Consider the following 26,540-nt stretch of genomic DNA (forward strand, 5'->3'; position numbering starts at 1 on the left):
GAAACCTGTGGTCCGTACACCCGCGGGCGCGACATGATCGGACGGACAGGCCACGACAGCAGGGAGACCTCCGTGCCTCATTCCATCGACGAAGCCTTCACGGCGCTTCCGCTACGGGCCCTGGCCGACGCCGCGCTGGCGCGTGCGCGTGCGCTGGGGGCCCAGCACGCGGACTTCCGGTTCGAGCGGGTGCGTAGCGCGTCCTGGAGTCTCAGGGACGCCAAGCCCGCCGGATCGTCGGACACCACCGACCTCGGATACGCGGTCCGGGTCGTGCACGGCGGTACCTGGGGCTTCGCCTCCGGCGTGGACCTGAGCCTGGACGCCGCCGCCAAGGTCGCCTCCCAGGCGGTGGCGATGGCGAAGCTCTCGGCGCAGGTGATCAAGGCTGCCGGGTCCGAGGAGCGGGTCGAGCTGGCCGACGAGCCGGTGCACGAGGAACGGACGTGGATCTCGTCGTACGAGATCGATCCGTTCACCGTGCCCGACGAGGAGAAGGCCGCGCTGCTCGCGGACTGGAGCGCCCGGCTGCTGGCGGCGAACGGCGTCGACCACGTCGACGCCTCGCTGCTCACCGTGCACGAGAACAAGTTCTACGCCGACACGGCCGGGACCGTGACCACCCAGCAGCGGGTGCGGCTGCACCCCCAGCTGACCGCCGTGTCGGTGGACGAGTCGAGCGGTGAGTTCGACTCGATGCGGACCATCGCGCCGCCGGTCGGCCGCGGCTGGGAGTACCTCACCGGCACCGGCTGGGACTGGGACGCCGAGCTGGAGCAGATCCCGGTGCTGCTCGCCGAGAAGATGCGGGCGCCGAGCGTCGAGGCGGGGCTGTACGACCTGGTGGTCGACCCGTCCAACCTGTGGCTGACCATCCACGAGTCCATCGGCCACGCCACCGAGCTGGACCGCGCGCTCGGCTACGAGGCCGCCTACGCCGGCACCTCCTTCGCCACCTTCGACCAGCTCGGCAAGCTCAGGTACGGCTCCGAGCTGATGAACGTCACCGGCGACCGCACCGCGGAGCACGGCCTGGCGACCGTCGGCTACGACGACGAGGGCGTCGAGGCTCAGTCCTGGGACCTGGTGAAGGACGGCACGCTCGTCGGCTACCAGCTGGACCGCAGGATCGCGAAGCTGACCGGCTTCGAGCGCTCCAACGGGTGCGCCTACGCCGACTCCCCCGGGCATGTGCCCGTGCAGCGCATGGCCAACGTCTCGCTCCAGCCCGATCCGGCCGGGCTGTCCACCGAGGACCTGATCGGCGGGGTCGACCGCGGGATCTACGTCGTCGGCGACCGTTCCTGGTCGATCGACATGCAGCGCTACAACTTCCAGTTCACCGGCCAGCGGTTCTTCAGGATCGAGAACGGGCGGATCACCGGACAGCTCCGGGATGTCGCCTACCAGGCGACGACCACCGACTTCTGGGGCTCCATGGCGGCCGTCGGCGGCCCCCAGACCTACGTCCTCGGCGGCGCCTTCAACTGCGGCAAGGCCCAGCCGGGGCAGGTCGCCGCCGTGTCCCACGGCTGCCCCTCGGCCCTCTTCAAGGGCGTCAACATCCTCAACACCACGCAGGAGGCCGGTCGATGAGCGCCAGCACGAGGATCTGCTGGGGGTCCGGGGGTTATCCCCCGGGAAAGCACAGTCTCAACACCACGCAGGAGGCCGGTCGATGAGCGCCCGTGACAACAAGCCGCACGAGATCGTCGAGCGCGCGCTGGAACTCTCCCGCGCCGACGGCTGTGTGGTCATCGCAGACGAGCACTCCACCGCCAACCTGCGCTGGGCCGGCAACGCGCTCACCACGAACGGCGTCACGCGCGGCCGTTCGCTCACCGTCGTCGCGACCGTCGACGGCAAGGAGGGCAGCGCCTCCGGTGTCGTGTCCCGGTCGGCGGTGACCGCCGACGACCTGGAGCCGCTGGTACGGGCCGCCGAGGCAGCCGCGCGCGGCGCCGGTCCCGCCGAGGACGCGCAGCCGCTGGTCACCGGCGTGCCGGAGGCGCAGGACTTCACGGACGCGCCCGCCGAGACCTCCTCGGCCGTGTTCGCCGACTTCGCCCCGGCGCTCGGCGAGGCCTTCGCACGCGCGCGTGCCGGTGGCCGCGAGCTGTACGGCTTCGCCAACCACGAGCTGGTCTCGACGTACGTCGGCACCTCGACCGGGCTGCGGCTGCGCCACGACCAGCCCACCGGCACCCTTGAGCTGAACGCCAAGTCGCCGGACCGTACCCGGTCGGCCTGGGCCGGGCGGTCCACCCGGGACTTCAAGGACGTCGACCCGGGCGCGCTCGACGCCGAGCTGGCCGTGCGGCTGGGCTGGGCGGAGCGCCGGGTGGAGCTGCCGGCGGGCCGGTACGAGACGCTGCTGCCGCCGACGGCCGTGGCCGACCTGCTGATCTACCAGCTGTGGTCGGCGTCCGGGCGGGACGCGGCCGAGGGGCGGACGGTGTTCTCCAAGCCGGGCGGTGGCACCCGCGTCGGCGAGCGGCTGACCGAGCTGCCGCTGACCCTGCGCAGCGACCCGAACGAGCCGGGTCTGGAGTGCGCGCCGTTCGTCGTGGCGCACTCCTCCGGCGGTGACCAGTCGGTCTTCGACAACGGGCTGCCGGTCGGCGCCACCGAGTGGGTGGCGGGCGGCGAGCTGAAGCACCTGACCACCACCCGGCACACGGCCGGTCTGACCGGGCTGCCGGTCGCCCCGGCGGGCGGGAACCTGATCCTGGACGGCGGCGACGACCGCTCCCTGGACGAGATGGTCGCGGCCACCGAACGCGGGTTGCTGCTGACCTGCCTCTGGTACATCCGCGAGGTCGACCCGGCGACGCTGCTGCTCACCGGCCTGACCCGGGACGGCGTGTACCTGGTGGAGAACGGGCAGGTCACCGGGCAGGTGAACAACTTCCGGTTCAACGAGTCGCCGGTGGACCTGCTGGGGCGGGCCACCGAGGCCGGGCGCACGGAAAAGACGCTGCCGAGGGAGTGGAGCGACTGGTTCACTAGGGCTGCGATGCCCGCGCTGCGCGTGCCCGACTTCAATATGAGCTCTGTCAGTCAGGGCGTATAACCTCGTAGCCGGTGGTCGCACGACTGCCCCGAGATCATCCAAAGATCATCCGAGATCGCCCGAGGAGATACGAGAACCGTGACGGACATCGTCGACGAGCTGAAGTGGCGGGGGCTCATCGCCCTCTCCACGGACGAGGACGCATTGCGCAAGGCGTTCGCGGACGGTCCTGTCACGTTCTATTGCGGCTTCGACCCGACCGCGCCCAGTCTGCACCTCGGCAACCTCGTGCAGATCCTGACGATGCGCCGGATCCAGCAGGCGGGCAACCGCCCGCTGGGCCTGGTCGGGGGCGCCACGGGCCTGATCGGCGACCCGAAGCCGAATGCCGAGCGCACGCTGAACGCGCCCGAGGTCGTCGCCCAGTGGGTCGAGCGGCTGCGCGCGCAGATCGCCCCCCTGCTGGACTTCGAGGGGCCGAACGCGGCGATCATGGTCAACAACCTGGACTGGACCCAGGGCATGTCCGCCATCGAGTTCCTGCGCGACGTCGGCAAGCACTTCCGCGTGAACAAGATGATCGCGAAGGAGGCCGTCGCCCGGCGTCTGGAGTCCCAGGAGGGCATCAGCTACACCGAGTTCAGCTACCAGATCCTCCAGGGGATGGACTTCCTGGAGCTGTACCGGCGGTACGGCTGCACGCTGCAGACCGGCGGCAGCGACCAGTGGGGCAACCTCACCTCGGGCACCGACCTGATCCACAAGGTCGAGCCCGACGCCGTGGTGCACGCGCTGGGCACGCCGCTGATCACGAAGGCCGACGGCACCAAGTTCGGCAAGACGGAGTCCGGCACGGTCTGGCTCGACCCGGAGATGACCACGCCGTACGCCTTCTACCAGTTCTGGCTGAACGCGGACGACCGGGACGTCTCCAAGTTCCTGCGGATCTTCAGCTTCAGGTCGCACGAGGAGATCGAGGACCTGGAGAAGCAGACCGAGGAGCGTCCGCAGGCGCGGGCGGCCCAGCGGGCGCTGGCCGAGGAGCTGACGACGCTGGTGCACGGCGCCGAGCAGACGGCCGCGGTGATCGCCGCGAGCCGGGCGCTCTTCGGGCAGGGAGAGCTGGCGGAGCTGGACGAGAAGACGCTGGCCGCGTCGCTCTCCGAGGTGCCGCACATCCAGGTCGCCGAACTGGTACCGGTGGTCGACCTGTTCGCCGAGGTCGGGCTGGTGGCGAGCAAGTCCGCCGCCCGGCGGACGGTGAAGGAGGGCGGGGCCTACGTGAACAACGTCAAGGTGACCGCCGAGGACGCGGTACCCGTCGCGGACGAGCTGCTGCACGGGCGGTGGCTGGTGCTGCGGAGGGGCAAGAAGAATCTGGCGGCTGTGGAGGTCGTCGGTTCGTAGGCGCCGTGCCTTGAGCGTCGGGTTCTGAGCGCCGTAGGGGTGCGGGTGCGTCGGCGGCTGCGGGTTCGCCGTGGCTCGTCGCGTCCACACGGCGGAGCCGCACACGGACACAGCCCCGCGCCCCTGACGGGGCGCTTCCGTTCGGGGTGCCTTCAGGTTCAGGCGCCTCAGACCCGGTACTTTCGCCTGCCCAGCGTCGCCATGTACAGCATGTCGCCCAGGAAGACGATGATGATCGCGGCGACCAGCTGGAAGAGGTGGCGGCTCCAGTCGATGCCTCTCGTCGCCTCCACGCCCAGCGCGCGGGCGATCGCGTTGCCGGCGATCGCGCCCAGCATGCCGAAGATGGTCGTCAGCCAGAGGGGGCTGTGCTGCTTGCCCGGGATGACCGCCTTCGCGATCAGGCCCAGCACGAATCCCACGATGATCGCCCACAACCATCCCATGGCTGCCTCCTCGTACGGCTCGACGTGAGCATTACGCCAAGTTTCGGCCTGTCCGCCGTACGGCGCATGTCGGTACACCCGTACGCGGTACGGCGCAGAACGTTCACGCAGGCGGGCGGGCGACCCGGTCTCGAAGGCGGCGCAGGCGCGGCGTAACGTGGGAGACGTCCTGGCCCGGTTCCCCGTACGGGTGTGGGCAGGGTAGGGGCCGGGGAGAGTCCGATGCGGGCGGATGGTGGAATGTGATGCGGAAACAGCGCGGCGGCGGCAGCGTCCAGGTGTTCCGGATCACCGGGGCCCGCACCGGCCTTGCCGAGGACGTGCGCGGCCGGCAGCGGCGGTATGTCATCTCGATGTCCGTGCGGACCGTGTCGGTGATCCTCGCGGCCACGTTGTGGAACGTCGAACGCTATGTCGCCGTCGTGGCGTTGGTGCTCGGGGCACTGCTCCCCTATGTCGCGGTCGTGATCGCCAACGCGGGCCGGGAGCGGCCGTCCTCGCTCCCGTCGACGTTCGGTGTGGCACCGACCCGGCTGATGATCGCGCCGCCGCGCGCGGAGGAACCGCACCCGGAACCCGTCCCGGAGGACGTGGTGGCCGACCCGGCGGCGGGTGTGCGCGGTGAGCGGCCGGAGTCGGTCTGAGCACCGGGGACACGGCGTGAACGGACGACGGCCGCACACAAAGCTCAAGAAAAGCTCAGATCAATCGTGCTGTTCCGGTGCCGGGCGGAGGGTGACCCATGACATACTGCGTACGCGCTCCGCATCCCCCGTCGGAGCGACGGACCGACGCCGGGCAGCTCCCCCCGTGGCTGCTCGGCGTCGCCTTGTTCGGGGCTCTTTTTGCAGGACGACGCGGTGCGGGACGAAGCAGTGAGTGACGTTATCTGTTCAGCGAAGGGTTGCCGGGCCGACGCGGTGTGGGTGTTGGCGTGGAACAACCCGAAGATCCACACGCCGGAGCGGCGGAAGACCTGGCTCGCGTGTGAGGAGCACCGGGAGCATCTCTCCCAGTTCCTGGGCGTGCGGGGGTTTTTGAAGGATGTCGTGTTGTTGAAGGAGTGGGAGCCGTCCCCGTAGCGCTCCCACCAGGCTCCGCCGGGCGGCGCTAACCCCCGATCGCGGACATCGGCCGGTCCGGCTGGACGAACGATGGATCATCCAGACCCGCGCCCGCCTTCTTCCCCCACATCGCCAGTCGCCAGATGCGGGCGATCTCCTCGTCGGACCCGCCCGAGCGGAGCGCGCCGCGCAGGTCTGTCTCTTCCCTGGCGAACAGGCAGTTGCGTATCTGGCCGTCGGCCGTGAGGCGGGTGCGGTCGCAGGCGGCGCAGAACGGGCGGGTGACCGAGGCGATGACGCCGACGCGGTACGGGCCGCCGTTCACCAGCCAGCGCTCCGCCGGGGCGGCACCTCGCTCGTCCGCGTCCTCGGGGGTGAGGTCGAAGCGGGTGTGGAGCGAGGCGAGGATGTCTCCCGCCGTCACCATGCTGTCGCGTTTCCAGCCGTGCTGGGCGTCCAGCGGCATCTGCTCGATGAAGCGCAGCTCGTAGCCGTGCTCAAGCGCCCAGGCCAGCAGGTCGGGAGCCTCGTCCGCGTTCAGGTCCGGCATCAGGACCGTGTTGACCTTGACGGGGGTGAGGCCGGCGTCGCGGGCGGCCTGGAGGCCGTCGAGGACGTCCTGGTGGCGGTCGCGTCGGGTGAGGACCTTGAAGACGGCCGGGCGCAGGGTGTCGAGGGAGACGTTGACCCGGTCCAGACCGGCCGCCTTCAGGGCCGTGGCGGTGCGCCGCAGGCCGATGCCGTTGGTCGTCAGGGACATCTGGGGGCGGTTGGCCAGCGCCGCGACCCGCTCCACGATGGAGACCAGGCCGGGGCGCAGCAGGGGCTCGCCGCCGGTGAAGCGGACCTCCTCGATGCCCAGCAGGCGGACGGCGATGTCGATCAGGCGGACGATCTCGTCGTCCGTGAGCAGGTCGGACTTGGTCAGCCACTGCAGGCCCTCCTCGGGCATGCAGTACGTGCAACGCAGATTGCACCGGTCGGTCAGCGAGACCCTCAGGTCGGTGGCCACCCGGCCGTAGGTGTCGATGAGCACGTGGGCCCCCTCCCTCGTTACGGATCGGTTCTCTTCCGTCACTGGCGAGCCTACGTGACAGCGCTGACATCGCGAGGGGGCCGATGCCACGAGGTACGACGCGGCCGCGTCGTAGGACCCTACGACCCCTGGACGCGGCCAGTCGTACGAAGGTCAGTGCGCTCCCGTGCCGGTCAGGGACCGCACCTCCAGTTCCGCGTACTTCGCGGTGTCCGGGACCTCCTTGGACAGGTAGGTGCCCACGACGCCGAGGAGGAAGCCGACCGGGATCGAGATGATGCCGGGGTTCTCCAGCGGGAACCAGTGGAAGTCGACGCCCGGGAACATCGAGGTCTCCTTGCCGGACACCACCGGTGAGAAGAGGACCAGGCCGACCGCGGTGACCAGGCCTCCGTAGATCGACCAGAGGGCGCCGGCGGTGGTGAACCGCTTCCAGAAGAGGCTGTAGAGGATGGTCGGCAGGTTCGCGGAGGCGGCGACCGCGAAGGCGAGCGCGACCAGGCCGGCGACGTTGAGGTCGCGGGCCAGGGCGCCGAGCACGATCGACACCGCGCCGATGCCGACGGTGGCGTAGCGGGCCGCGTTGATCTCCTGCTTCTCGGAGGCCTGGCCCTTCTTGATCACGTTGGCGTAGATGTCGTGCGCGAAGGACGAGGACGAGGCCAGGGTGAGGCCCGCGACCACGGCGAGGATCGTCGCGAAGGCCACCGCCGAGATGGTGGCCAGCAGGATCGCGCCCCAGTTGGAGTCGACGCCGCCGAGATGCAGGGCGAGCAGGGGCGCCGCGGTGTTGCCCGACTTGTTGGAGGCGATGATCTCGTCCGGTTTGATCAGCGCGGCGGCGCCGAAGCCGAGGGCGAGGGTCATCAGGTAGAAGGCGCCGATCAGGCCGATCGCCCAGAGCACGGACTTACGGGCGGCCTTCGCGGTGGGCACGGTGTAGAAGCGGATCAGGATGTGCGGCAGGCCGGCGGTGCCGAGGACCAGGGCGATGCCGAGGGAGAGGAAGTCCAGCTTGCTGGTGCCGGTGGCGCCGTACTTCAGGCCGGGCTCCAGGAAGGCGGTGCCCTTGCCGCTGTTGTCGGCGGCCTTGCCGAGCAGGTCGGAGACGTTGAAGTGGAACTTGGCCAGGACCATGAAGGTCAGCAGCAGGGCGCCCGCGATGAGCAGCACGGCCTTGACCATCTGCACCCAGGTGGTGCCCTTCATGCCGCCGATGGTCACGTAGACGATCATCAGAATGCCGACCAGGGCCACGATGCCGATCTTGCCGCCGTCGCTGGTGATGCCGAGCAGCAGGGAGACGAGAACGCCCGCTCCCGCCATCTGGGCCAGCAGGTAGAAGATCGACACCACGATCGTCGAGGTGCCGGCCGCGGTGCGGACCGGGCGCTGGCGCATGCGGTAGGCGAGTACGTCGCCCATGGTGTAGCGGCCGGAGTTGCGCAGCGGCTCGGCGACCAGGAGCAGGGCGACGAGCCAGGCGACCAGGAAGCCGATGGAGTAGAGGAAGCCGTCGTAGCCGAAGAGCGCGATGGCGCCGGCGATGCCGAGGAAGGACGCGGCGGACATGTAGTCGCCGGAGACGGCGAGGCCGTTCTGGAAGCCGGTGAACTGGCGGCCGCCCGCGTAGAAGTCGGCGGCGTCCTTGGTCTGCCGGCCGGCCCAGATGGTGATGACGAGGGTCGCGGCGACGAACACCGCGAACAGGGTGATGATCAGTGTCCGGTGCTCGCTGGCCTCGCCGGCCGCCAAGGTGATCGCGGGGTTCATGCGCCGTCCTCCATCCGGGACTTGATGGCCTCGGCCTGGGGGTCGAGCTTGGCCGCGGCGTGGTGCGCGTACCACCAGGCGATGAGGAACGTGGTGAGGAACTGAGCGAGGCCGAGGACCAGGGCCACGTTGATGTTGCCGACGACCTTGGTGCCCATGAAGTCGCCCGCGTAGTTGGAGAGCAGGACGTACAGCAGGTACCAGGCGATGAAGCCGACGGTCAGCGGGAAGGCGAAGGAGCGGTAGGAGTGCCGCAGTTCGGCGAACTCCGGACTCTGCTGCACCTCGGCGAACTCCTCGCTGGAGGGGAGCCGGGTCTGCGTGTTCGAGGGCGGTGGTGTCTCGGTGGCCACGGAGTCTCCTCGCGATACGGACATGCGGATTCTGACCTCACAGACATGTGGATCACCTACCCGGAGTGACGAGCCGACTCCGTCAGGTGATTCCGACGGGGGGCCTCGATCCTGCTGTGGCTCCCTCCTCAAGGTCACGGCGCCACGCGTGGACAGGTTCAACTCGCCCGGCTTCTTTCGGAAGTCGTCGGCGTGAGTCGCCTCCGGTCATTGCTGGCCGGTGAGTGCGGGAGATAGCTTCGCCCTGCACCACCCGTCATGTACCTGCCCAGGCGGCAACCCGCGGCCCGGGCGGGCCCGTTTTCGGTTGATGTTCCGGATGATGTGGAGACCCCATGGCTCATCTGCGTTCCAGACGCGCGCTGGCGCTCGCCGTACCGGTTGCCCTGTCACTGACCGCCTCGCTCGGCCTCCTGCCGGCGGCGGCTTCGGCGGCACCGCTGACGGCCTCGGCGACGCCGGCGGCGGACGGGCCGACCCTGGCCTATGTCGTCAACACCAGGACGGACCACCGCACGATCGAGTCGGTGCGGCAGGCGATCGCCCGCAACGGCGGCACGATCGTCGAGTCGTACGACAGGATCGGCGTGATCGTCGTGCACTCGGCGAATCCGGACTTCGGCGCCGCGATGCGCACGGTGCGCGGAGTGCGCTCGGCGGGAGCGACGCGGACCGCTCCGCTGAGCGCGGCGGGGACCACGGCCGAGGGGGCCGTGCAGGTCCTGTCCAAGGCGGACGCAGCCAAGGTCGAGAAGAGGGCGGCGGCCGGACAGGAGCCCTTGGAGGCCGACCAGTGGGACCTGCGGAGCATCGGTGCCGACAAGGCCGCCACGGTCAACCCGGGGAGCCGCTCGGTGACGGTCGGCATCATCGACACCGGCGTCGACGACACCCACCCGGACATAGCCCCGAACTTCTCCGCCGCACAGTCCGCCAACTGTGTGAGCGGCAAGGCCGACACGACGTACGGAGCCTGGCGGCCGGTGGACGCCGACCACTACCACGGCACACATGTCGCGGGTGAGATAGCCGCCGCCCGCAACGGCATCGGCGTGGCGGGCGTGGCACCAGGGGTGAAGGTCGCGAGCATCACCGTGGCCCAGCCCGACTCGACGCAGCTGTTCTACCCGGAGAGCGTGGTCTGCGCCTTCGTGTTCGCCGCCGACCACGGCGTGGAGATCACCAACAACAGCTACTACGTTGATCCATGGCTGTACAACTGCATGGACGACCCGGATCAACGTGCCATCGTTGACGCGGTCAACAGAGCGCAGCTGTACGCCCGGAGCAAGGGCACGCTCAACGTGGCCTCGGCGGGCAACTCGAACGACGACCTCGACGCTCACGCCCTCACGGACGCCTCCAGCCCCGACGACTCGACGGCCACGACCCGCACGGTCGACCCGCACGAGTGCTTCGACGTGCCGACCCAGCTGCCCGGTGTGGTCACCGTGAGCGCCGTCGGTGTCAAGAACACCAAGTCGTACTACTCCAGCTACGGACAGGGCGTCGTCGACGTGGCGGGCCCGGGCGGCGACAAGTACCAGATCCCGGACACGCCGTCGCAGAACGGCCGCATCCTGTCCACCCTGCCGAACGACCAGTACGGCTTCCTCCAGGGCACCTCGATGGCGTCCCCGCACGTGGCCGCGGTCGCCGCGCTGCTGAAGTCGACCCATCCGCACGCCTCCCCGGCCCGGCTCCTGGCCCTGCTGAAGGCCGAGGCGGACAACCCGGGCTGCCCCGCCGGCCCCTACGACGGGGACGGCGACGGCGTCGTGGACGCCACCTGTGTGGGCGGGAAACACGTCAACGGCTTCTACGGCTCGGGGGTCGTGAACGCGCTCCGCGCGGTCAAGTGACCGCCCCGCAGCAGGACTTCCCGCACGGCATGCTCGTTTCGCGAACGAACCGGAGGCTCACCCACATGACAGCGCCCCAGTCGCGCCACCGCCGCGCGCTCGCCATCCCGCTCGGCATGGCCATGGCCACGGCCCTCGCGTTCCTGCCCAACGTCTCGGCGTCCGCCGCCGGCACCACGACCACGACCACGGTCACGGGCACCTCGGACGCGAGTGACGCGACGTCCCTCAGCTATGTCGTCAACGTCCGCCCCGGACACGGCACCTCGCAGCGCGTCCAGCGGGCGATCGGCCGGGCCGGCGGTTCGGTGGTGATCGCGTACGACGAGATCGGCGTGATCGTGGTCCACTCGTCGAACCCGGACTTCGCCAAGACCCTGCGCAAGGTGCCCGGCGTGGACTCGGCGGGCGCCACTCGCAACGCGCCGCTGCCCGCCCAGTCGACCACCGACGTCGGCACGCCCCAGGTGCTCAGCTCCGAGCAGGTCGCGAAGGCGGACGCGCAGGCGGCCCAGGGGCAGGACCCGCTGGAGCCTTTGCAGTGGGACCTGCCCGCCATCAAGGCCGACAAGGCGCACGAGAAGACCCTCGGCAGCTCGAAGGTCACCGTCGCCGTCATCGACACCGGCGTCGACGACACCCATCCGGACATCGCCCCGAACTTCTCCGCCGCGCAGTCCACCAACTGCGTGTCGGGCAAGCCGGACACGACGTACGGGGCCTGGCGGCCCAGCGCCGCCGAGAGCCCGCACGGCACCCATGTGGCGGGTGAGATCGCGGGCGCCAGGAACGGGATCGGCATCACCGGTGTGGCGCCGGGCGTCAAGGTGGCGGGCATCAAGGTCGCCACCACCGCCGGGTACTTCTACACGGAGGCCGTGGTCTGCGGTTTCGTGTGGGCGGCCGAGCACCACATCGACGTCACCAACAACAGCTACTACACCGACCCCTGGTACTTCAACTGCACCACCGACCCGGACCAGAAGGCGCTCGTCGACGCCATCACCCGGGCCTCCCGGTTCGCGGAGCGGAAGGGCACCGTCAACGTGGCGGCGGCCGGCAACGAGAGCTACGACCTGGCCTCCGACTCGATCACCGACCCGGTCTCACCGAACGACGGCACGCCCAGCGACCGGGTGATCGACCCGCACAAGTGCTACGACATACCGACCCAGTTGCCGGGCGTCGTCACGGTAGCCGCCACCGGCGCGAAGGGCCTCAAGTCGTCCTTCTCCAACTACGGCCTCGGAGTGATCGACGTCGCCGCGCCCGGCGGCGACTCGACCGCCTACCAGGCCCCGGCGCCCCCGGCGACCAGCGGCCTGATCCTGGGCCCGCTGCCGGGCGGCACGTGGGGCTACATGGCCGGTACGTCGATGGCGACCCCGCATGTCGTCGGTGTCGCCGCATTGATCAAGTCAACCCACCCGCACGCCTCTCCCGCCCTGGTGAAGGCCCTGCTGTACGCGGAGGCGACCGCCACGCCGTGCACCGACCCGTACGACATCAACGGTGACGGCAAGGTCGACGCCGTGTGCGAGGGCTCCAAGAACCACAACGGTTTCTACGGCTGGGGCACGGTGGACGCGCTGGCGGCGGTGACCCGGTAGGCACCTACATATATTGATTCAGTCAATACTGCATAGTGCAGTCATGACTGAAATCAACTACGCGTGGTCCGCGCTGGGTGGCGATCCGTCGTTGCCCGCGCGGATCACGACCGTGGCGCGCGCGGACACGCTCCGGTCACGCCTTCCCGTACGGCGGCTGGCACGCGCGTGTGTCGGCGCCTGCGCGCTGGCCGCCGCCGAACTGGGGGCGCGCCGGACCGGTGCCACTCAGGTGCCGGGGGTCCGGGTGGACGACGGGGCGGTGGCGACGGCGTTCACCAGCGAGCGGCAACTCCTGGTCGACGGGCGGCCTCCCGTGCAGTTCGCCCCGCTGTCGCGGTTCTGGCGCACGGCCGACGGGTGGGTGCGTACCCATGCCAACTACCCGCACCACCGGGCCCGGCTGCTGGCCGCGCTGGGACTGCCGGAGGGAGCCGCGGTCGAGGACGTGGCGGCCCGGATCGCCGAGCGGCCCGCCCTGGCGGTCGAGACCGCCGTCCATGGAGCCGGCGGGCTGGCGGTGGCGTTGCGCTCGCCCGGGGAGTGGGCCGCGCACGAGCAGGCGGCCGAGGTGGCCGCCCGCCCCCTCGTCGAGCGAGGCCGTCCGGACACGGCCCACGCGCGCGTGCTCCCGCCGCTCGACTCCGGCACCTCTCCCCTGCTGCCCGCAGCCGGGCTGCGCGTCCTGGACCTGACCCGGGTCCTGGCCGGCCCGGTGGCCACCCGCACCCTGGCGCTGCTGGGCGCCGACGTCCTGCGCCTGGACGCGCCCTGGCTGCCCGAACTCCCCGACCAGCACGCCGACACGGGCTTCGGGAAGCGCTCGGCGACACTCGACCTCACGACCGGCCGGGCGGCCTTCGAGGAGCTGCTGGCCTCGGCGGACGTCGTGGTCACGGGCTACCGGCCTGGCGCCCTGGACCGGTTCGGACTCTCCCCCGAGGCGCTGGCCGAACGGCGGCCGGGGCTGGTCGTGGCCCAGGTGTCCGCGTGGGGCGGGTACGGGCCGTGGGGCGGGCGGCGCGGCTTCGACAGCCTGGTGCAGGTCGCCACCGGTATCGCGGAGACCGAGGGCTCGGTGGACCGGCCGGGCGCGCTGCCCGCGCAGGCGCTCGACCACGGCACGGGGTATCTGCTGGCGGCGGGAGTGCTGCGAGCACTGACCGAGCAGTCGTACGACGGCGGGAGCAGGTTCGTACGGCTGGCACTGGCGCGCACGGCACGGTGGTTGACGGCGGAGCTGGAGCCCGACCCCGAGGGTGGTGAGCCGTACGAGGGACCGGACGCCTGGCTCGCCGGGACGGACAGTGCGCTGGGGCGGCTGCGGTACGCACGGCCGCCGGTGTCCTTCGCGGGCGGCCCGGCCGACTGGGCGCGGCCGCCGGTGCCATGGGGATCGGATCCGGCCAAGTGGGCATGACCGCACCGCCCGGATGGCCGGAAACATACGAATAGACGGAATGACGATCCGTCAGTTGTTTTCCGGCACTTGCCCGGTTCTGTCACGGCTGGCGAAGATCGTGGGGTGACGGCGACAGGACCGACCACCGAAGCTGCCGACGCGAGCGGCCCCGCGAGACGCCCCGGTACCGGCCGGGCCGTCGCCGTCCTGCTCCTGGTGGCGCTGGCCGCCCTGGTACCGCTGCTCGGGCCGTCCGCCGCGTTGCACGACACCGGGGAGGCCGCGGCGCCGGGGGTGGGCGGCATCGCTCTGCTGCGCGGGGTGCTGTTCGCCGCCCTGTGCGTACCGCTGGGCGAGCTGTTCGTGGACCGGCTGGCCCGCCGGCTGCCCGACGCTCCGCCGGAACGGCCGTCCAGCTGGGCGGTGTTCGCGGCCGCCGCCGGTTTCGTCGCCGCGCTGGCGCTCGCGTCGGTCGTGTCGACGGGCAACCTGGTGCCGCACTGTCTCGCCGACATCGACGTGGGCGGCCTGTACCGGTCACGGGACGGCAAGTTGGCGCTGATCGAGGTCAACGCCTTTCTGCTGGCCGGTCTGTGCGCCCGCGCACGCCGCCCGGCGATCCAGGTGTGGCCGCTCGCCGCGGTGGTCGTCGCCGAGGCGCTGCGCGCCCATCCCGCGCCCGAGCACAGCCCGTTGCTCGGCTCGGCGCTGACCCTGGCGCATCTGACGTGCGCGACGCTGTGGGCGGGCGGTCTGCTGCACGCGCTGCGGCTGCTGCACCGGTGGCGCGGCCGGGAGGCCGGAGCGGCGCTGCTCGGTCTCTACGCGCGCGTGGCCGCCGTCCTGCTCGCGGCCATCACCGCGACGGGCGTGTGGAGTTCGCTGCGGCGGATGCCCGCGGGCACGATCCTGGACCAGCTGACGACGACGGCGTACGGGCGCACCCTGCTGGCCAAGGTGGTCCTCGTCGCCGCCGTCGCCGCGCTCGCGCTGTGGGCGCGGTTCCGGCTGCGCCGGGCGGCCGATCCGCTCACCGCGTACGTCCCCGCGCGGGCCGAGGTGGCCGTGCTGGCGGTCGTGGTCGCGGTGTCGGGCGTGCTGACGGCGCTGCCGGTACCGATCAGATGGACTTGATCATCCCGTGACCGGCACGTCGGTTCAGCCGTTGGTGACGAGCACCTTCAGGGCGGTGCGCTCGTCCATCGCCTTGTAGCCGTCGGGCACGCCCTCGATGCCGACGGTCAGGTCGAAGACCGGCGAGGGATCGATGGTGCCGGCGAGGACGTCGGGCAGCAGGTCGGGGATGTAGGCACGGACCGGGGCGACACCGCCGCGCAGGGCGATGTTCCGGTCGAACATCACGCCGAGGTCGAGGCCGGTGCCGCTGCCGTGCGGGACGCCGACGAAGCCGATCGCCCCGCCGTCCCGGGTGATCTCGACGGCCGTCCGCATGGACTGCTCGGTGCCCACGGCCTCCACGACGGAGTGCGCGCCCTGGCCCCGGGTGAGCTCGCGTACGGCGGCCACCGCCGCCTCTCCCCGCTCGGCGACGACGTCGGTGGCGCCGAAGCGGCGCGCGATGTCGGTGCGGACCTCGTGCCGGCCCAGCGCGATGATCCGCTCGGCGCCCAGCCGCTTGGCGGCCAGCACCGCGCACAGGCCGACCGCGCCGTCCCCGACGACGGCGACCGTGGCACCGGGGCGGGCGCCCGCGCCGAGGGCCGCGTGGTGGCCGGTGCCGAGGACGTCGGAGAGGGTGAGCAGGGCGGTCAGCAGGTGGTCGTCGGAGGCCGCGTCCTTGGGCAGCTGGACCAGGGTGCCGTCGGCGAACGGGACCCGCACGGCCTCGCCCTGGCCGCCGTCGTACCCCACCGAGCCCCAGAAGCCGCCGTGCTCGCAGGAGGTGGTCAGGCCCTCGCGGCAGTAGTCGCAGACGCCGTCGGACCACATGAAGGGGGCCACCACCAGGTCGCCGCGCCGGACCGTGCCCACCTCGGAGCCGGTCTCCTCGACGACGCCCAGGAACTCGTGCCCGATGCGCTGCCCCGGCTGCCGGGCCGCCTCGCCCCGGTAGGCCCACAGGTCGCTGCCGCAGATACAGGCGCGCAGCACGCGTACGACGGCGTCGGTGGGCAGTTGCACCACCGGCTCGGGCACGTCCTCCACGCGCATGTCGTACGGGGCGTGGATGGTGGTGGCGCGCATGGCGAGGATCCCTCTCGTGCGGTGTCGTGGGTGCGCTCAGGGGGTGGTCGGGCGCACTTCACGGTACGCCGTCGCCGGTGCGGGCCGCGCATCGAGGGTGCCCCGGACCAGCAGGAACTGCCCTACCGCATAGGTGAGCATGATCCAGAAGTCGGGCCTCGGCAGCTGCGGCCAGTCGGCGACGCCGGTCGCGATGAGGGTGTCGGAGAGCATGAAGAGCGCGCCGCCGAGCCCGGCGACCGGGCCGAGCCGGGTGACCGCCGTGTACGCCATGGCGGTGAGCAGGGTGCTGTAGCCGGCGACGGGGACGCGGAGACCGGCGGGCAGGTCCGGCCACAGCAGGGCGACCAGGGTGATGAGCGCGGCGGCGTAGGCGGCGGCGAGAACGCGGGCACGCGCGTGTGCCGGTCCGTGGCGGCGGAACAGGACGAGGTAGCAGACGTGCCCGGCGGCGAAGCAGGCCATCCCCGCCATGAAGGCGGGGTCGGCGTCGGAGAGCAGCAGCACATCGCCGCCCCAGCCGCACAGCAGGGCGGCGACGAGCAGCCGCGGGCCGCCCGTGCGGGCGGTCCAGGCGGCGAGCAGCGGCATCAGGAGCACCTTGGCGACGGCGTGCCCGGCGTGGAAGCCGGCGGCGAGGCAGCCGAGGTCGACCGCGAGGGCCAGGGCGAAGGCGGCGAGCAGCGCCCGGGACGCTCTCACGCGGCCACGGACTCCTCGGTCTTCTCGACAGCGGGCGCCGGCGCCCAGCCGGGCCCCCGGAACAGCCGTCCGGCCCGCTCCCGCCAGCTGCGCGCGGCCTTCAGGTCCCTGCCGATGGCCAGGTACTCGTGGGTGGCCACCTTGATCGGGTTGAACGTGTTGATGTTCTTGGTCAACCCGTACACCGGCCGCTCGACCTCCGGCACCCACGACCCGAACAACCGGTCCCAGACGATGAGGATCCCGCCGAAGTTACGGTCCAGGTAGCCGCCCTGGGAGGCGTGGTGCACGCGGTGGTGGGACGGCGTGTTGAAGACGAACTCGAACCACCGGGGCATCTTGTCGATGCGTTCGGTGTGGATCCAGAACTGGTAGACGAGGTTCGCGGAGGAGCAGAAGGCGAGCGCGGCCGGGTGCACACCGACGGCGACGAGCGGGACGTAGAACGGCCAGACGGTCAGCGAGGTCCAGGGCTGGCGCAGCGCGGTGGTGAGGTTGAACTTCTTGCTGGAGTGGTGGACGACGTGGCAGGCCCACAGGATGCGGATGACGTGGTGACCGCGGTGGGACCAGTAGTAGAAGAAGTCCTGCGCGAACAGCATCAGCGGGACCGTCCACCACAGGACGGGGATGCGCAGCGGGGTGAGTTCGTAGACCGCCCAGTAGATCGCGACGATCGGGATCTTCCAGACGAAGTCGAAGACGAGCGACCCAAGGCCCATGCCGACGCTGGTGGCCGCGTCCTTGGCCTCGTACCCGTCGCTGTCGTCGTCGGGATGAATGCGGTAGCTGATCACCTCGATCACGGTGAGCAGCACGAAGGCGGGTATCGACCACAGCACGACATCGGGCAGGTTCGGCATGGGGGCACCGTAGAACCGCTGGTCGGCTGCCGCTAGACGTTGTTACCCACAAGTATTGCCTGCGGTATGCGCTTGCTTGTTGGCGATCTCCGCCAACGGGCGGGCGGCCGTCACACCCCCACCGCCCCCAGCAGGCTCCCCGCCGCGTAGGTCACGCCCATGGCCAGCGCGCCGCCCACCACGTTCCGCACCATCGCCGGACCCCCCGCGGCCGCCCCCAGCCGCGCGCTGCTCCATCCCGTCAGGACCAGCGCGGCCAGCACCGACCCCACGGTCACCGGAAGCCGCCACTCGGCGGGCGGCAGCACGATCGCCAGCAGTGGCAGCAGCGCCCCGACGGTGAACGCCAGGAAGCTCGCCAGCGCCGCGTTCCACGGGTTGGTCAGCTCGTCCGGATCGATGCCCAGCTCCACGCTCGCGTGGGCCTTCAGGGCGTCCCGTTCCGTCAGCTGGACCGCTGCCTCACGCGCCACGTCCCGGGAGAGCCCGCGCCGCTCCAGCAGCTCGGTCAGCTCTTCCAGTTCCGCCTCGGGCTGCTCCCTGAGTTCCCGCTTCTCCAGGGCGAGGGCGGCCAGTTCCGAGTCGCGTTGGGTGGACACCGACACGTACTCCCCCGCCGCCATCGACATCGACCCGGCGAGCAGCCCCGCCAGGCCGGCCGTCAGCAGGGCGCTGCGGTCCCCGGTGGCGCCTGCGACGCCGACGACGATGCCGGCCGTCGACACGATGCCGTCGTTGGCGCCCAGTACCGCCGCCCGCAGCCAGTTCAGCCGGGAGCCGAGCGCGCCCCCGTGGGCCTCGTTGTCGTGCGTCTGTTCCGTCACGACACGGAGGATCGCACTCCGGCCCCGGCGTGGGGAGTACCGACGTCACCGGACCCGTACCGAGGCCCCCCGCGCGAACACCGGACTCGTGAGTGCGGTGGTGGTCGTTGGCAACAAGGAGTGGTCCGCCAAGTCCCCGGGCGCATGAAGCCGGCGCCGACGAAGGGGAATACGGTCGCCCTCGCGCCCGACGGTCACCTCGCCGAGCTTCCTGGGCTCGCCGAAGACCTCACGGCCGCCGGTGAGGGCGCGTTCGTGGGTCATCGGCATCACCGGCGGATACCAGCCCTCGGCCCTGCCGTGCGCGGCGGCGACCGCGAACGAGCCCGCGCCCAGCGGGTATCCGGGCAGCTGGACCTGGCTGATGCCGACGCGGACCAGGGCGCCGTACCGCCCTTGCGTCGACCGTCCGAGCGCCGCGCCGCCGCGGAGTCGTCGCCGCGTCAGCGCCGGGCGGGGTGCTCGGTGGCACCGAGCGGCGAAAAGGTCCATAGCCACGCGAAGGGCAATCAGGACATGCGAACGGGCGGTGGCGGCGGGTGACCTGACGGACCGGACTGTCGGTCGGGGCCCGTATCCTCAATGACCATGCTCGAAGACCAGACGACCGCAGTCTCCGCCGGCGCCCCGTGGCCGGCCGCGTATCCCGAGGGGTACGCGGTCGTCGACGTGGAGACCACCGGACTGGCCCGCGACGACCGGATAATCTCCGCCGCCGTCTACCGGCTGGACGGGCGCGGCGAGGTCGAGGACCACTGGTACACGCTGGTCAATCCCGAGCGCGACCCTGGCCCGGTGTGGATCCACGGTCTGACGAGCGAGGTGCTCGAAGGGGCGCCGCTCTTCACCGACATCGCCGAGGAGTTCGCGGCCCGGCTCGACGGCCGGGTACTGGTCGCGCACAACGCGGTCTTCGACTGGCAGATGATCGCGCGCGAGTACGCGCGCGCGAAGAGCGAGCCCCCGGTGAAGCAACGGCTGTGCACGATCGCGCTCTCCAAGGAGCTGGGGCTGCCGCTGCCCAACCACAAGCTGGAGACCCTGGCCGCGCACTTCGGTGTCGTACAGCGGCGGGCGCACCACGCGCTGGACGACGCGCGCGTGCTGGCGGAGGCGTTCCGGCCCAGTCTGCGGGCCGCGGCGGCGGGCAGCGTACGGCTGCCGCTGCTCGAATGCCGGCCTCTGACGGAGTGGTCGGAGACGCCCCGGATCGGGCAGCAGGCGAACGGCGGCCACGGCGGCGGCTACCGCCCGAACAGCTGGCGGCCGGCCCGCAGGCGGCCGGCCTGTCCGTATCCGAACCCGGGGCGGTACGAGGACGGCGGGCCGCTCAGGCAGGGCATGCGGGTGGCGTTCTCCGGGGACACCTCCATCGAGCGGGAACTCCTGGAGGACCGGGCCGTCGAGGCCGGTCTCCATGTGTCGACGAGCATCTCGCGGCTCACCAGCCTGCTCGTCACCAACGATCCGGACTCGGGCACCTCGAAGGTGCTCAAGGCACGCCAGTTCGGCACGCCGGTCGTCGACGAGGCGGCCTTCGGGCAGTTGCTGCGGGACGTGGCGCCCGCATCGACCCGGGCGGCGGGGAAGTGACCGCGCGGCGGGGCCGTACGGACGGGTGATTGCCGGGCGACTCGCCCGGCGCCCACTCGCCCGCGCGGGGACGACCGCCCACCCTGAGGCTCATGGCGAAATGTGAAGTTTGCGGCAATGACTACGGAATGACCTTCGAGGTGCACGCGCAGGGCGCGGTCCATGTCTTCGACTGCTTCTCCTGTGCGATCCACCGCATGGCCCCCGTCTGCGAGCACTGCAAGGTCTCGATCATCGGCCAGGGCGTCGAGGCCGAGAACCAGTGGTACTGCGGCGCCCACTGCGCCCGCGAGGCCGGGAAGGCGGGCATCGTCGACCGGGTGTGACCCGGCACCCGCCCGCTCGTGCCCCACGACCGAGTTGTACGGTCGTGGGGTGTACCGCTTCCTCTTGACCCGGCAGTGGGTGATCCTCACCCTGATCTCCCTGCTTCTGATCCCCACGATGATCCGACTGGGGTTCTGGCAGAAGCACCGGTACGAGGAGCGCAGCGCCCGTAACGCACTGGTGACCCAGGCACTCGGCGCCAAGCCGGTGCCGGTGGAGCAGGTGACCGAGCCGGGGCACGCCGTGACCCGCAAGGAGCGGTACCACACGGTCACCGCGACCGGCACCTTCGACACCGCCCACGAGGTCGTCGTCCGGCGCCGTACCAACGGCGACGACGAGGTCGGCTACCACGTCCTCACCCCCTTCGTGCTGGCCGACGGCAAGGTGCTGCTGGTCAACCGGGGCTGGATCTCCTCGGACGGCCCGAGCCAGACCGCGTTCCCCAAGGTCCCGGCTCCGCCCGGCGGCCGGGTCACCATCCAGGGCCGGCTGATGCCCGACGAGACCACCGCGGCGAGCGGCATCAAGGACATCAAGGGTCTGCCCGACCGGCAGATCATGCTGATCAACAGCGAGGAGCAGGCGCGCCGGCTCGGCAAGCAGGTGCTGGGCGGCTACATCCAGCAGACCGCGCCGGAGCCCAAGGCGGACACCCCGGAGCAGATCTCCGACCCGGGCAAGGAAGACGCCCCGCTGAACTACGCGTACATGATCCAGTGGTGGCTGTTCGCCGCGGGTGTCCCCTACGGCTGGTTCGTGCTGGTCCGCCGGGAGGCCCGCGCCCGCGAGGAGGCCGCGAAGGCCGAGCCCGCGCCGGAAGCGGAACCGGCGGCCGCCGTCTGATCATGGGGTCACTCCCCCGGCCCACCCCCTGATTGGCCCACCGGCCCGGCGGGAAACCGGAACCCGTGGACCGACGCATCGAGGACTACGCCCTCATCGGCGACGAACAGACCGCGGCCCTGGTCGGCCGGGACGGCTCCATCGACTGGCTGTGCGTGCCACGGTTCGACTCGGCGGCCTGCTTCGCCAGGCTCCTGGGCGACGAGGACAACGGTCACTGGCGGATCGCCCCCAAGGACGCGACCACCTGCACCCGGCGCGCCTACCGGCCCGACACGCTGGTCCTGGACACCGAGTGGGAGACCCCCGAGGGCACGGTCCGGGTCACCGACCTGATGCCCCAACGCGACCACGCCCCCGACGTGGTGCGCATCGTGGAGGGCGTCAGCGGCCGTGTCACCGTGCACAGCACGCTCCGCCTCCGCTTCGACTACGGGTCGGTCATCCCCTGGATGCGCCGCTCGGGCGGTCACCGGGTCGCCGTCGCCGGCCCCGACTCGGTGTGGCTGCGCAGCGAACCGTCCGTACGGACCTGGGGCGAGGACTTCGGCACGCACTCGGAGTTCACCGTGGAGGAGGGTGAGCGGGTCGCGTTCGTGCTCACCTGGCACCCCTCGCACGAACCGCGGCCGCCGCTGTTGAACCCGTACGAGGCGCTGCGCTCCAGCGTCACCGGCTGGCGGCACTGGACCGCCCGCTGCACCTACCACGGCCCCCACCGGGACGCGGTGTTGCGCTCCCTGATCACCCTCAAGGCGCTCACCTACGCGCCGACCGGCGGTATCGTCGCCGCCGCCACCAGCTCGCTGCCCGAGGAGCTGGGCGGGGTGCGCAACTGGGACTACCGCTTCTGCTGGCTGCGCGACTCCACCCTCACCCTCGGCGCCCTGCTCTCGGTCGGCTACCACAAGGAGGCCCAGGCCTGGCGCGACTGGCTGGTGCGCGCGGTCGCCGGCGACCCGGCGGACCTGCAGATCATGTACGGCCTGGCCGGCGAGCGCCGGCTGCCCGAGTTCGAACTGCCCTGGCTGCCCGGCTTCGCCGGCTCGGCGCCGGTACGCGTCGGCAACGGCGCCGTCGACCAACTCCAGCTGGACGTGTACGGCGAGGTCATGGACTCGCTGTCGCTGTCCCGCGACGCCGGCCTGTCCACCAAGCCGCACATGTGGGCCATCCAGTGCTCGCTGATGAAGTTCCTGGAGAAGATCTGGCGCCAGCCGGACGAGGGCCTGTGGGAGGTGCGCGGCGGCCGCCGGCACTTCGTGCACTCCAAGGTGCTGGTGTGGGTGGCCGCGGACCGCGCGGTGCGGACCCTGGAGGAGCACGCGGAGCTGGAGGGCGAACTGGAGCGCTGGCGCGGCCTCCGCGACGAGGTGCACCGGGAGGTGTGCGAGAAGGGGTTCGACCCTAAGCGCAACACCTTCACCCAGTACTACGGTTCGCGCGAACTCGACGCCGCCCTGCTGCTGATCCCCCGCTTCGGCTTCCTGCCGCCGGACGACCCGCGGGTGATCGGCACGGTGGACGCGATCCGCGACGACCTGGGCCACGACGGCTTCGTGCGCCGCTACGACACCGACGCGATCGGCGTCGACGGCATGCCGGGCGGCGAGGGCGCCTTCCTGGCCTGCTCGTTCTGGCTGGCCGACGCGCTGCACATGACGGGCCGTACCGACGAGGCGAAGGAATTGTTCGAACGGCTGGTGGGACTCGTCAACGACGTGGGACTGCTCTCCGAGGAGTACGAACCGGAGCTCGGACGCCAGCTGGGCAACTTCCCCCAGGCGTTCAGCCACATCGGACTGGTGAACACCGCCCTCACACTGTTCGGCGGCGACGAGGCAGGATAGGAATCATGGATCTTGGACTGAAGGACCGGGTGTACGTCGTCACCGGAGCGACCCGCGGGCTGGGCAACGCGACCGCGCGCGAGCTGGTCGCCGACGGGGCGAAGGTCGTGGTGACCGGACGGGACGAGAAGCGGGTCGCCGAGGCGGTGGCCGAGCTGGGGCCGAACGCGGCGGGCATCGCCGTCGACAACGCGGACGGGGACGCTCCGGAGCGGGTGATCGCGGCGGCGCGTGAGCGGTTCGGGCGGTTCGACGGCATTCTCGTGAGCGTGGGTGGGCCCCCTGCCGGGTTCATCGCCGACAACACGGACGAGGAGTGGCAGACCGCTTACGAGGCGGTGTTCCTGGGAGCCGTACGGCTCGCACGCGCGGCCGCGGCCGAGTTGGCGGACGGTGGTGTCATCGGGTTCGTGCTGTCCGGGTCGGTGTACGAGCCGATTCCCGGGCTGACGATCTCGAACGCGCTGCGGCCGGGGCTCGCCGGGTTCGCCAAGTCGCTGGCGGACGAGTTGGGGCCGCGCGGGATCCGGGTGGTGGGGCTGCTGCCGTCGCGGATCGACACGGACCGGGCGCGGGCGCTGGACGCGCTGTCGGCCGACCCCGAGGCCACCCGGATGGAGAACGAGTCCCGGATCCCGCTGCGGCGGTACGGCACGCCGGAGGAGTTCGGCCGGGTGGGCGCGTTCCTGCTGTCGCCGGGGGCGTCCTACCTGACGGGGATCATGGTGCCCGTCGACGGGGGTATGCGGCACGGTTTCTGACGGTCGGGAAGCCATAGGGATTCCCTATGGCAGTCGCTGCTATTTCGTCTTTGCCTCTGGTTCTTTTCCCTCCGTACCGTGAACAGCGAACGGAAACGCGAGGGAAAGGATCGGTGGCATGGCCACGATCGAGAACGGATCGGAAACACGGGAACTCGCCGGAAAGCGGGCCCTCGTCACGGGTGGTTCTCGCGGAATCGGCGCGGCTGTGGTGCGCCGACTCCTGGACGCGGGCGCCGAGGTGCTCACCACCGCCAGGTCGGCGTCGGCCACGGTGCCGGAGGGGGCCGCCTTCGTGGCGGCCGACGTGCGGACCCGGGCCGGCGCCAAGGCGCTCGCCGAGGCCGCGCGGGAGGTGCTCGGCGGGGTGGACATCCTGGTCCACAACGTGGGCGGGGCCCGACCGTACGAGGGCACGTCGGCCATCCCCGACGAGGAGTGGCAGGACGCTCTGGACCTCAACTTCCTGGCGTCGGTGCGGCTGGACTCGCTGCTGGTACCCGGGATGCGGGAGCGGCGTTCCGGGGTGATCGTGCATGTCTCGTCGGCCGCGGTGCTCACCCCGGTCGCGCCGTTCCTGCACTACACGGCGGCGAAGGCGGCGCTGGAGAACTACAGCCGGGGACTGGCCTCGGAGCAGGCCCCGTTCGGGATCCGGGTCAACACCGTGACCCCGGGCAGGGTCGCCACTCCCGGCGGTGAGGAGGCACGGGAGCAGTGGGCACGCCTGGACCTGAAGCCGGGCACCGTCAACGCCGGCGACACGGCCCCGCTGGGGCGCGACGGCCGGCCCGACGACATCGCCCACGCGGTGCTGTTCGTCGCCTCCGAACGGGCGAGCTGGCTGACCGGAAGCAATCTCATCGTGGACGGCGGCGAATTCCCCAGGGGCTGACGCCCACGGAATTCCGGGGCTGATTTCCGCAACAGGAATACGGTGACGTTTCCCCAGCAAAATCCGGTGGCGTCCGCGTCCTTCCCGGCCGTCAGGAAATCGGCGCGAAGAACGCGGAATCGGACCAGTTCTCCTTGCGTAGGAATGCGAGCAGGGCCGCCTCCGCCGGGCCCGCGCCGGGCCGGAGCACGGCGATGACGGGCCGGGACACGACCGGGAACACCGGGCGTACCAGATGCTCGTGCCCCTGGGGCACCGCGGAGGCCGGGACGAGTGTCACCCCGAGCCCGTGGGCGGCCCAGCGTACGGCCGTCGCCGTCTGGGACACCCGGGCGGCCGTGGCCGGGGCCAGTCCGTTGGTCCGCAGCACGTCCAGCAGCACGGCGTCGAGCGCGCTGTCACGGTCGAAGCGCACCCAAGGCTCCCCCGCCAGTGCACGCAAGTCGACGCGGTCCGCGGCGAGTTGCGGGTGCCCGGCGCCCAGCACCACGACGAACTCCTCGTCGCCGAGGCGGTGGGCGTCGGAGGGGGTCCGCTCGCACGCCGCCATCAGGGCGAGGTTCAGCACGCCCTGGCGGCACAGCCGCTCCAGCTCGGCGGAGCCCGGCTCCTCGAAGACGGTGATCTCCAGGCGCGGGTAGCGGTGGCGCAGCCCGCCGAGCGCGCCCGGCAGCTGCCGCGTGCCGAAGCCCATCTGCACGGCGACCACCAGCTCGCCCACCAACTCGTCGGCACCGCCGCGCGCCGTCGCCCGCGCCCGTCGTGCCGCGCTCACCGCGACCTCCGCCTCCCGCAGGAAGGCACGGCCGACGACGGTGGGCACCAGTCCGGTAGGCGTACGGGCGAACAGCTCCACGCCGAGTTCCCGCTCGAGGGCGCGGATCTGCTGGGACATCGACGGCTGGGCGACGCGCAGCCGCTCCGCGGCCGCGGTCACCGAGCCCTCCTCGGCAACGGCCAGGGCGTACTCGAACTGACGAAGGCTCATCGGCTCCCGTCCCCTCCCGCTGTCCCGAGGTCATCGCTGCAATGGCGGACAACCCGGTTCCGCGGGCGGAGATTCCCGTGGCCACGGCCGGCGCCGACGGCGTCTTCGGTGCCGTGCGGCAGGTATGCCGGACGCTGTCTCAAGTGACCCTCTCCACGCGGTGTTTCACGGATGTCAGCCGGACCTCCGCCGGCAGCTTCTTCAGGGCTGCCGAGTCCCGGGCGTGGGCCAGTGCCTGGGTGGTGAGGCCGTCCAGGGCCTCCCGCGGTGGCACGTCCGGGTGCAGCTGGAGCCAGACCCGTACCTCCGGAGCCGTCCGCCTGCCCCTGAGCACCGCCTGGGCGTGGGCGACGCCCTGCTGGTGGGCCGCGTCGGTCGCCAGCACCGTCTCCAGAGCCCTGCCGCGCAGCAGCGCGCCCTCACCGTCCCCGGTGTCCACCAGGACCTCGGTCAGACGGCGTCGGCGCAGTTGTGCGGTCAGCCACCACAGGGACAGCAGGAGCAGGACCGCCAGAGCGGCCAGGACCGTCGGCCACCACCAGCCCGCTCCACGCCAGTGGGTGCGTTCGGCGGTGGTGAGGAGAACGTCGTGACGGCCGTCGTGGATCCACCAGGAGGGGGGCGGGGCGCCGAGGCCGACGGCCAGGACCGCGCCGCCCAGGGCCAGGAGCACCAGGCCCGCCAGACCGATCAGTACGCGGTTGATCGCCGTGAGCATCG

General features: G+C 71.3%; 25 protein-coding genes and 1 pseudogene. 15 read left to right on the plus strand and 11 right to left on the minus strand.

Features of this window, described 5'->3' with window-relative positions:
- The first annotated feature begins 33 nt into the window (after positions 1-33).
- From ACZ4N4_RS00130 to tyrS, 3 genes are all read left to right on the plus strand, one after another.
- On the plus strand, positions 34-1,596 hold the full coding sequence (locus ACZ4N4_RS00130; protein ID WP_467582711.1) for a TldD/PmbA family protein: 1,563 nt from the start codon (positions 34-36) through the stop codon (positions 1,594-1,596).
- Positions 1,597-1,678: 82 nt separating this feature from the next.
- On the plus strand, positions 1,679-3,073 hold the full coding sequence (locus ACZ4N4_RS00135) for a metallopeptidase TldD-related protein (protein ID WP_453573739.1): 1,395 nt from the start codon (positions 1,679-1,681) through the stop codon (positions 3,071-3,073).
- Positions 3,074-3,151: 78 nt separating this feature from the next.
- Complete coding sequence (tyrS, locus tag ACZ4N4_RS00140) at positions 3,152-4,420, plus strand: tyrosine--tRNA ligase (RefSeq protein WP_467582714.1); 1,269 nt, start codon at positions 3,152-3,154, stop codon at positions 4,418-4,420.
- Positions 4,421-4,587: 167 nt separating this feature from the next.
- Here tyrS and ACZ4N4_RS00145 read toward each other — a convergent pair whose 3' ends face one another.
- Positions 4,588-4,866 (minus strand): GlsB/YeaQ/YmgE family stress response membrane protein, encoded by a 279-nt coding sequence (locus ACZ4N4_RS00145; protein ID WP_453573744.1) that lies wholly within the window; start codon positions 4,864-4,866, stop codon positions 4,588-4,590.
- A 245-nt stretch (positions 4,867-5,111) separates the two neighbouring features.
- On the opposite strand from ACZ4N4_RS00145, the gene ACZ4N4_RS00150 reads away from it, so the two are divergent.
- Positions 5,112-5,510 (plus strand): DUF3099 domain-containing protein, encoded by a 399-nt coding sequence (locus ACZ4N4_RS00150; protein WP_467582717.1) that lies wholly within the window; start codon positions 5,112-5,114, stop codon positions 5,508-5,510.
- Between the two features lie 216 nt (positions 5,511-5,726).
- Complete coding sequence (locus ACZ4N4_RS00155) at positions 5,727-5,948, plus strand: hypothetical protein (protein WP_453573749.1); 222 nt, start codon at positions 5,727-5,729, stop codon at positions 5,946-5,948.
- Between the two features lie 28 nt (positions 5,949-5,976).
- On the opposite strand, the gene moaA is transcribed toward ACZ4N4_RS00155, so the two are convergent.
- From moaA to ACZ4N4_RS00170, 3 genes are all read right to left on the minus strand, one after another.
- The gene (moaA, locus tag ACZ4N4_RS00160) at positions 5,977-6,966 is read right to left on the minus strand and encodes a GTP 3',8-cyclase MoaA (RefSeq protein ID WP_467582720.1); all 990 of its coding nucleotides are present in this window, start codon (positions 6,964-6,966) and stop codon (positions 5,977-5,979) included.
- A 153-nt stretch (positions 6,967-7,119) separates the two neighbouring features.
- Positions 7,120-8,739 carry a solute symporter family protein gene (locus ACZ4N4_RS00165; protein ID WP_467582723.1) on the minus strand — a complete coding sequence of 540 codons (1,620 nt, stop codon included), beginning with the start codon at positions 8,737-8,739 and terminating at the stop codon, positions 7,120-7,122.
- On the minus strand, positions 8,736-9,092 hold the full coding sequence (locus ACZ4N4_RS00170; RefSeq protein WP_453573758.1) for a DUF485 domain-containing protein: 357 nt from the start codon (positions 9,090-9,092) through the stop codon (positions 8,736-8,738). Before ACZ4N4_RS00170 ends, ACZ4N4_RS00165 begins: the two co-directional genes overlap by 4 nt.
- A gap of 335 nt (positions 9,093-9,427) precedes the next feature.
- Between ACZ4N4_RS00170 and ACZ4N4_RS00175 the strand changes: the two genes are divergently transcribed.
- The 4 genes from ACZ4N4_RS00175 (at position 9,428) to ACZ4N4_RS00190 (ending at position 15,100) form a co-directional block, all read left to right on the plus strand.
- Entirely contained in the window at positions 9,428-10,954 is a 1,527-nt protein-coding gene (locus ACZ4N4_RS00175; RefSeq protein WP_467582726.1) for a S8 family peptidase, read from the plus strand.
- Positions 10,955-11,019: 65 nt separating this feature from the next.
- Complete coding sequence (locus tag ACZ4N4_RS00180) at positions 11,020-12,564, plus strand: S8 family peptidase (protein WP_467582729.1); 1,545 nt, start codon at positions 11,020-11,022, stop codon at positions 12,562-12,564.
- 43 nt (positions 12,565-12,607) lie between these two features.
- On the plus strand, positions 12,608-13,984 hold the full coding sequence (locus tag ACZ4N4_RS00185; protein ID WP_467582732.1) for a CoA transferase: 1,377 nt from the start codon (positions 12,608-12,610) through the stop codon (positions 13,982-13,984).
- 105 nt (positions 13,985-14,089) lie between these two features.
- Positions 14,090-15,100: a CopD family protein gene (locus ACZ4N4_RS00190; protein ID WP_467582734.1), complete on the plus strand. Its 1,011-nt coding sequence runs from the start codon at positions 14,090-14,092 to the stop codon at positions 15,098-15,100.
- Positions 15,101-15,124: 24 nt separating this feature from the next.
- Here the strand turns inward: ACZ4N4_RS00190 and ACZ4N4_RS00195 are convergent, their stop codons facing one another.
- From ACZ4N4_RS00195 to ACZ4N4_RS00215, 5 genes and pseudogenes are all read right to left on the minus strand, one after another.
- A complete protein-coding gene (locus ACZ4N4_RS00195; protein ID WP_453573772.1) occupies positions 15,125-16,171 on the minus strand; it encodes a zinc-dependent alcohol dehydrogenase family protein in 1,047 nt (348 codons plus the stop codon).
- A 36-nt stretch (positions 16,172-16,207) separates the two neighbouring features.
- A complete protein-coding gene (locus ACZ4N4_RS00200) occupies positions 16,208-16,873 on the minus strand; it encodes a lysoplasmalogenase (protein WP_467582737.1) in 666 nt (221 codons plus the stop codon).
- Positions 16,870-17,736 (minus strand): sterol desaturase family protein, encoded by an 867-nt coding sequence (locus tag ACZ4N4_RS00205; RefSeq protein ID WP_453573778.1) that lies wholly within the window; start codon positions 17,734-17,736, stop codon positions 16,870-16,872. The genes ACZ4N4_RS00200 and ACZ4N4_RS00205 overlap by 4 nt, the downstream gene beginning before the upstream one ends.
- A gap of 110 nt (positions 17,737-17,846) precedes the next feature.
- On the minus strand, positions 17,847-18,560 hold the full coding sequence (locus ACZ4N4_RS00210) for a VIT1/CCC1 transporter family protein (RefSeq protein WP_453573781.1): 714 nt from the start codon (positions 18,558-18,560) through the stop codon (positions 17,847-17,849).
- 177 nt (positions 18,561-18,737) lie between these two features.
- Positions 18,738-18,941 (minus strand): annotated as a pseudogene (locus ACZ4N4_RS00215) (acetoacetate decarboxylase family protein); the annotation flags it as partial.
- Positions 18,942-19,148: 207 nt separating this feature from the next.
- On the opposite strand from ACZ4N4_RS00215, the gene ACZ4N4_RS00220 reads away from it, so the two are divergent.
- The 6 genes from ACZ4N4_RS00220 (at position 19,149) to ACZ4N4_RS00245 (ending at position 24,832) form a co-directional block, all read left to right on the plus strand.
- Positions 19,149-20,153 (plus strand): DEDDh family exonuclease, encoded by a 1,005-nt coding sequence (locus ACZ4N4_RS00220; RefSeq protein ID WP_453573784.1) that lies wholly within the window; start codon positions 19,149-19,151, stop codon positions 20,151-20,153.
- 92 nt (positions 20,154-20,245) lie between these two features.
- On the plus strand, positions 20,246-20,479 hold the full coding sequence (locus tag ACZ4N4_RS00225; protein WP_351326105.1) for a hypothetical protein: 234 nt from the start codon (positions 20,246-20,248) through the stop codon (positions 20,477-20,479).
- A 49-nt stretch (positions 20,480-20,528) separates the two neighbouring features.
- Positions 20,529-21,326 (plus strand): SURF1 family cytochrome oxidase biogenesis protein, encoded by a 798-nt coding sequence (locus ACZ4N4_RS00230; protein WP_467582740.1) that lies wholly within the window; start codon positions 20,529-20,531, stop codon positions 21,324-21,326.
- 65 nt (positions 21,327-21,391) lie between these two features.
- Positions 21,392-23,176 (plus strand): glycoside hydrolase family 15 protein, encoded by a 1,785-nt coding sequence (locus ACZ4N4_RS00235; protein WP_467582743.1) that lies wholly within the window; start codon positions 21,392-21,394, stop codon positions 23,174-23,176.
- A gap of 5 nt (positions 23,177-23,181) precedes the next feature.
- Positions 23,182-23,937, plus strand: a complete 756-nt coding sequence (locus ACZ4N4_RS00240; protein ID WP_453573792.1) for an SDR family oxidoreductase — start codon at positions 23,182-23,184, stop codon at positions 23,935-23,937.
- A 118-nt stretch (positions 23,938-24,055) separates the two neighbouring features.
- Positions 24,056-24,832, plus strand: coding sequence for an SDR family oxidoreductase (locus ACZ4N4_RS00245; protein ID WP_467582746.1), 777 nt, complete (start codon positions 24,056-24,058; stop codon positions 24,830-24,832).
- A 91-nt stretch (positions 24,833-24,923) separates the two neighbouring features.
- Here ACZ4N4_RS00245 and ACZ4N4_RS00250 read toward each other — a convergent pair whose 3' ends face one another.
- Positions 24,924-25,820 (minus strand): LysR family transcriptional regulator, encoded by an 897-nt coding sequence (locus ACZ4N4_RS00250; RefSeq protein ID WP_467582749.1) that lies wholly within the window; start codon positions 25,818-25,820, stop codon positions 24,924-24,926.
- A 139-nt stretch (positions 25,821-25,959) separates the two neighbouring features.
- Complete coding sequence (gene amaP / locus ACZ4N4_RS00255) at positions 25,960-26,538, minus strand: alkaline shock response membrane anchor protein AmaP (RefSeq protein ID WP_467585243.1); 579 nt, start codon at positions 26,536-26,538, stop codon at positions 25,960-25,962.
- Positions 26,539-26,540 lie beyond the last annotated feature (2 nt).

The sequence above is a fragment of the Streptomyces sp. NPDC026538 genome, from assembly GCF_055567535.1.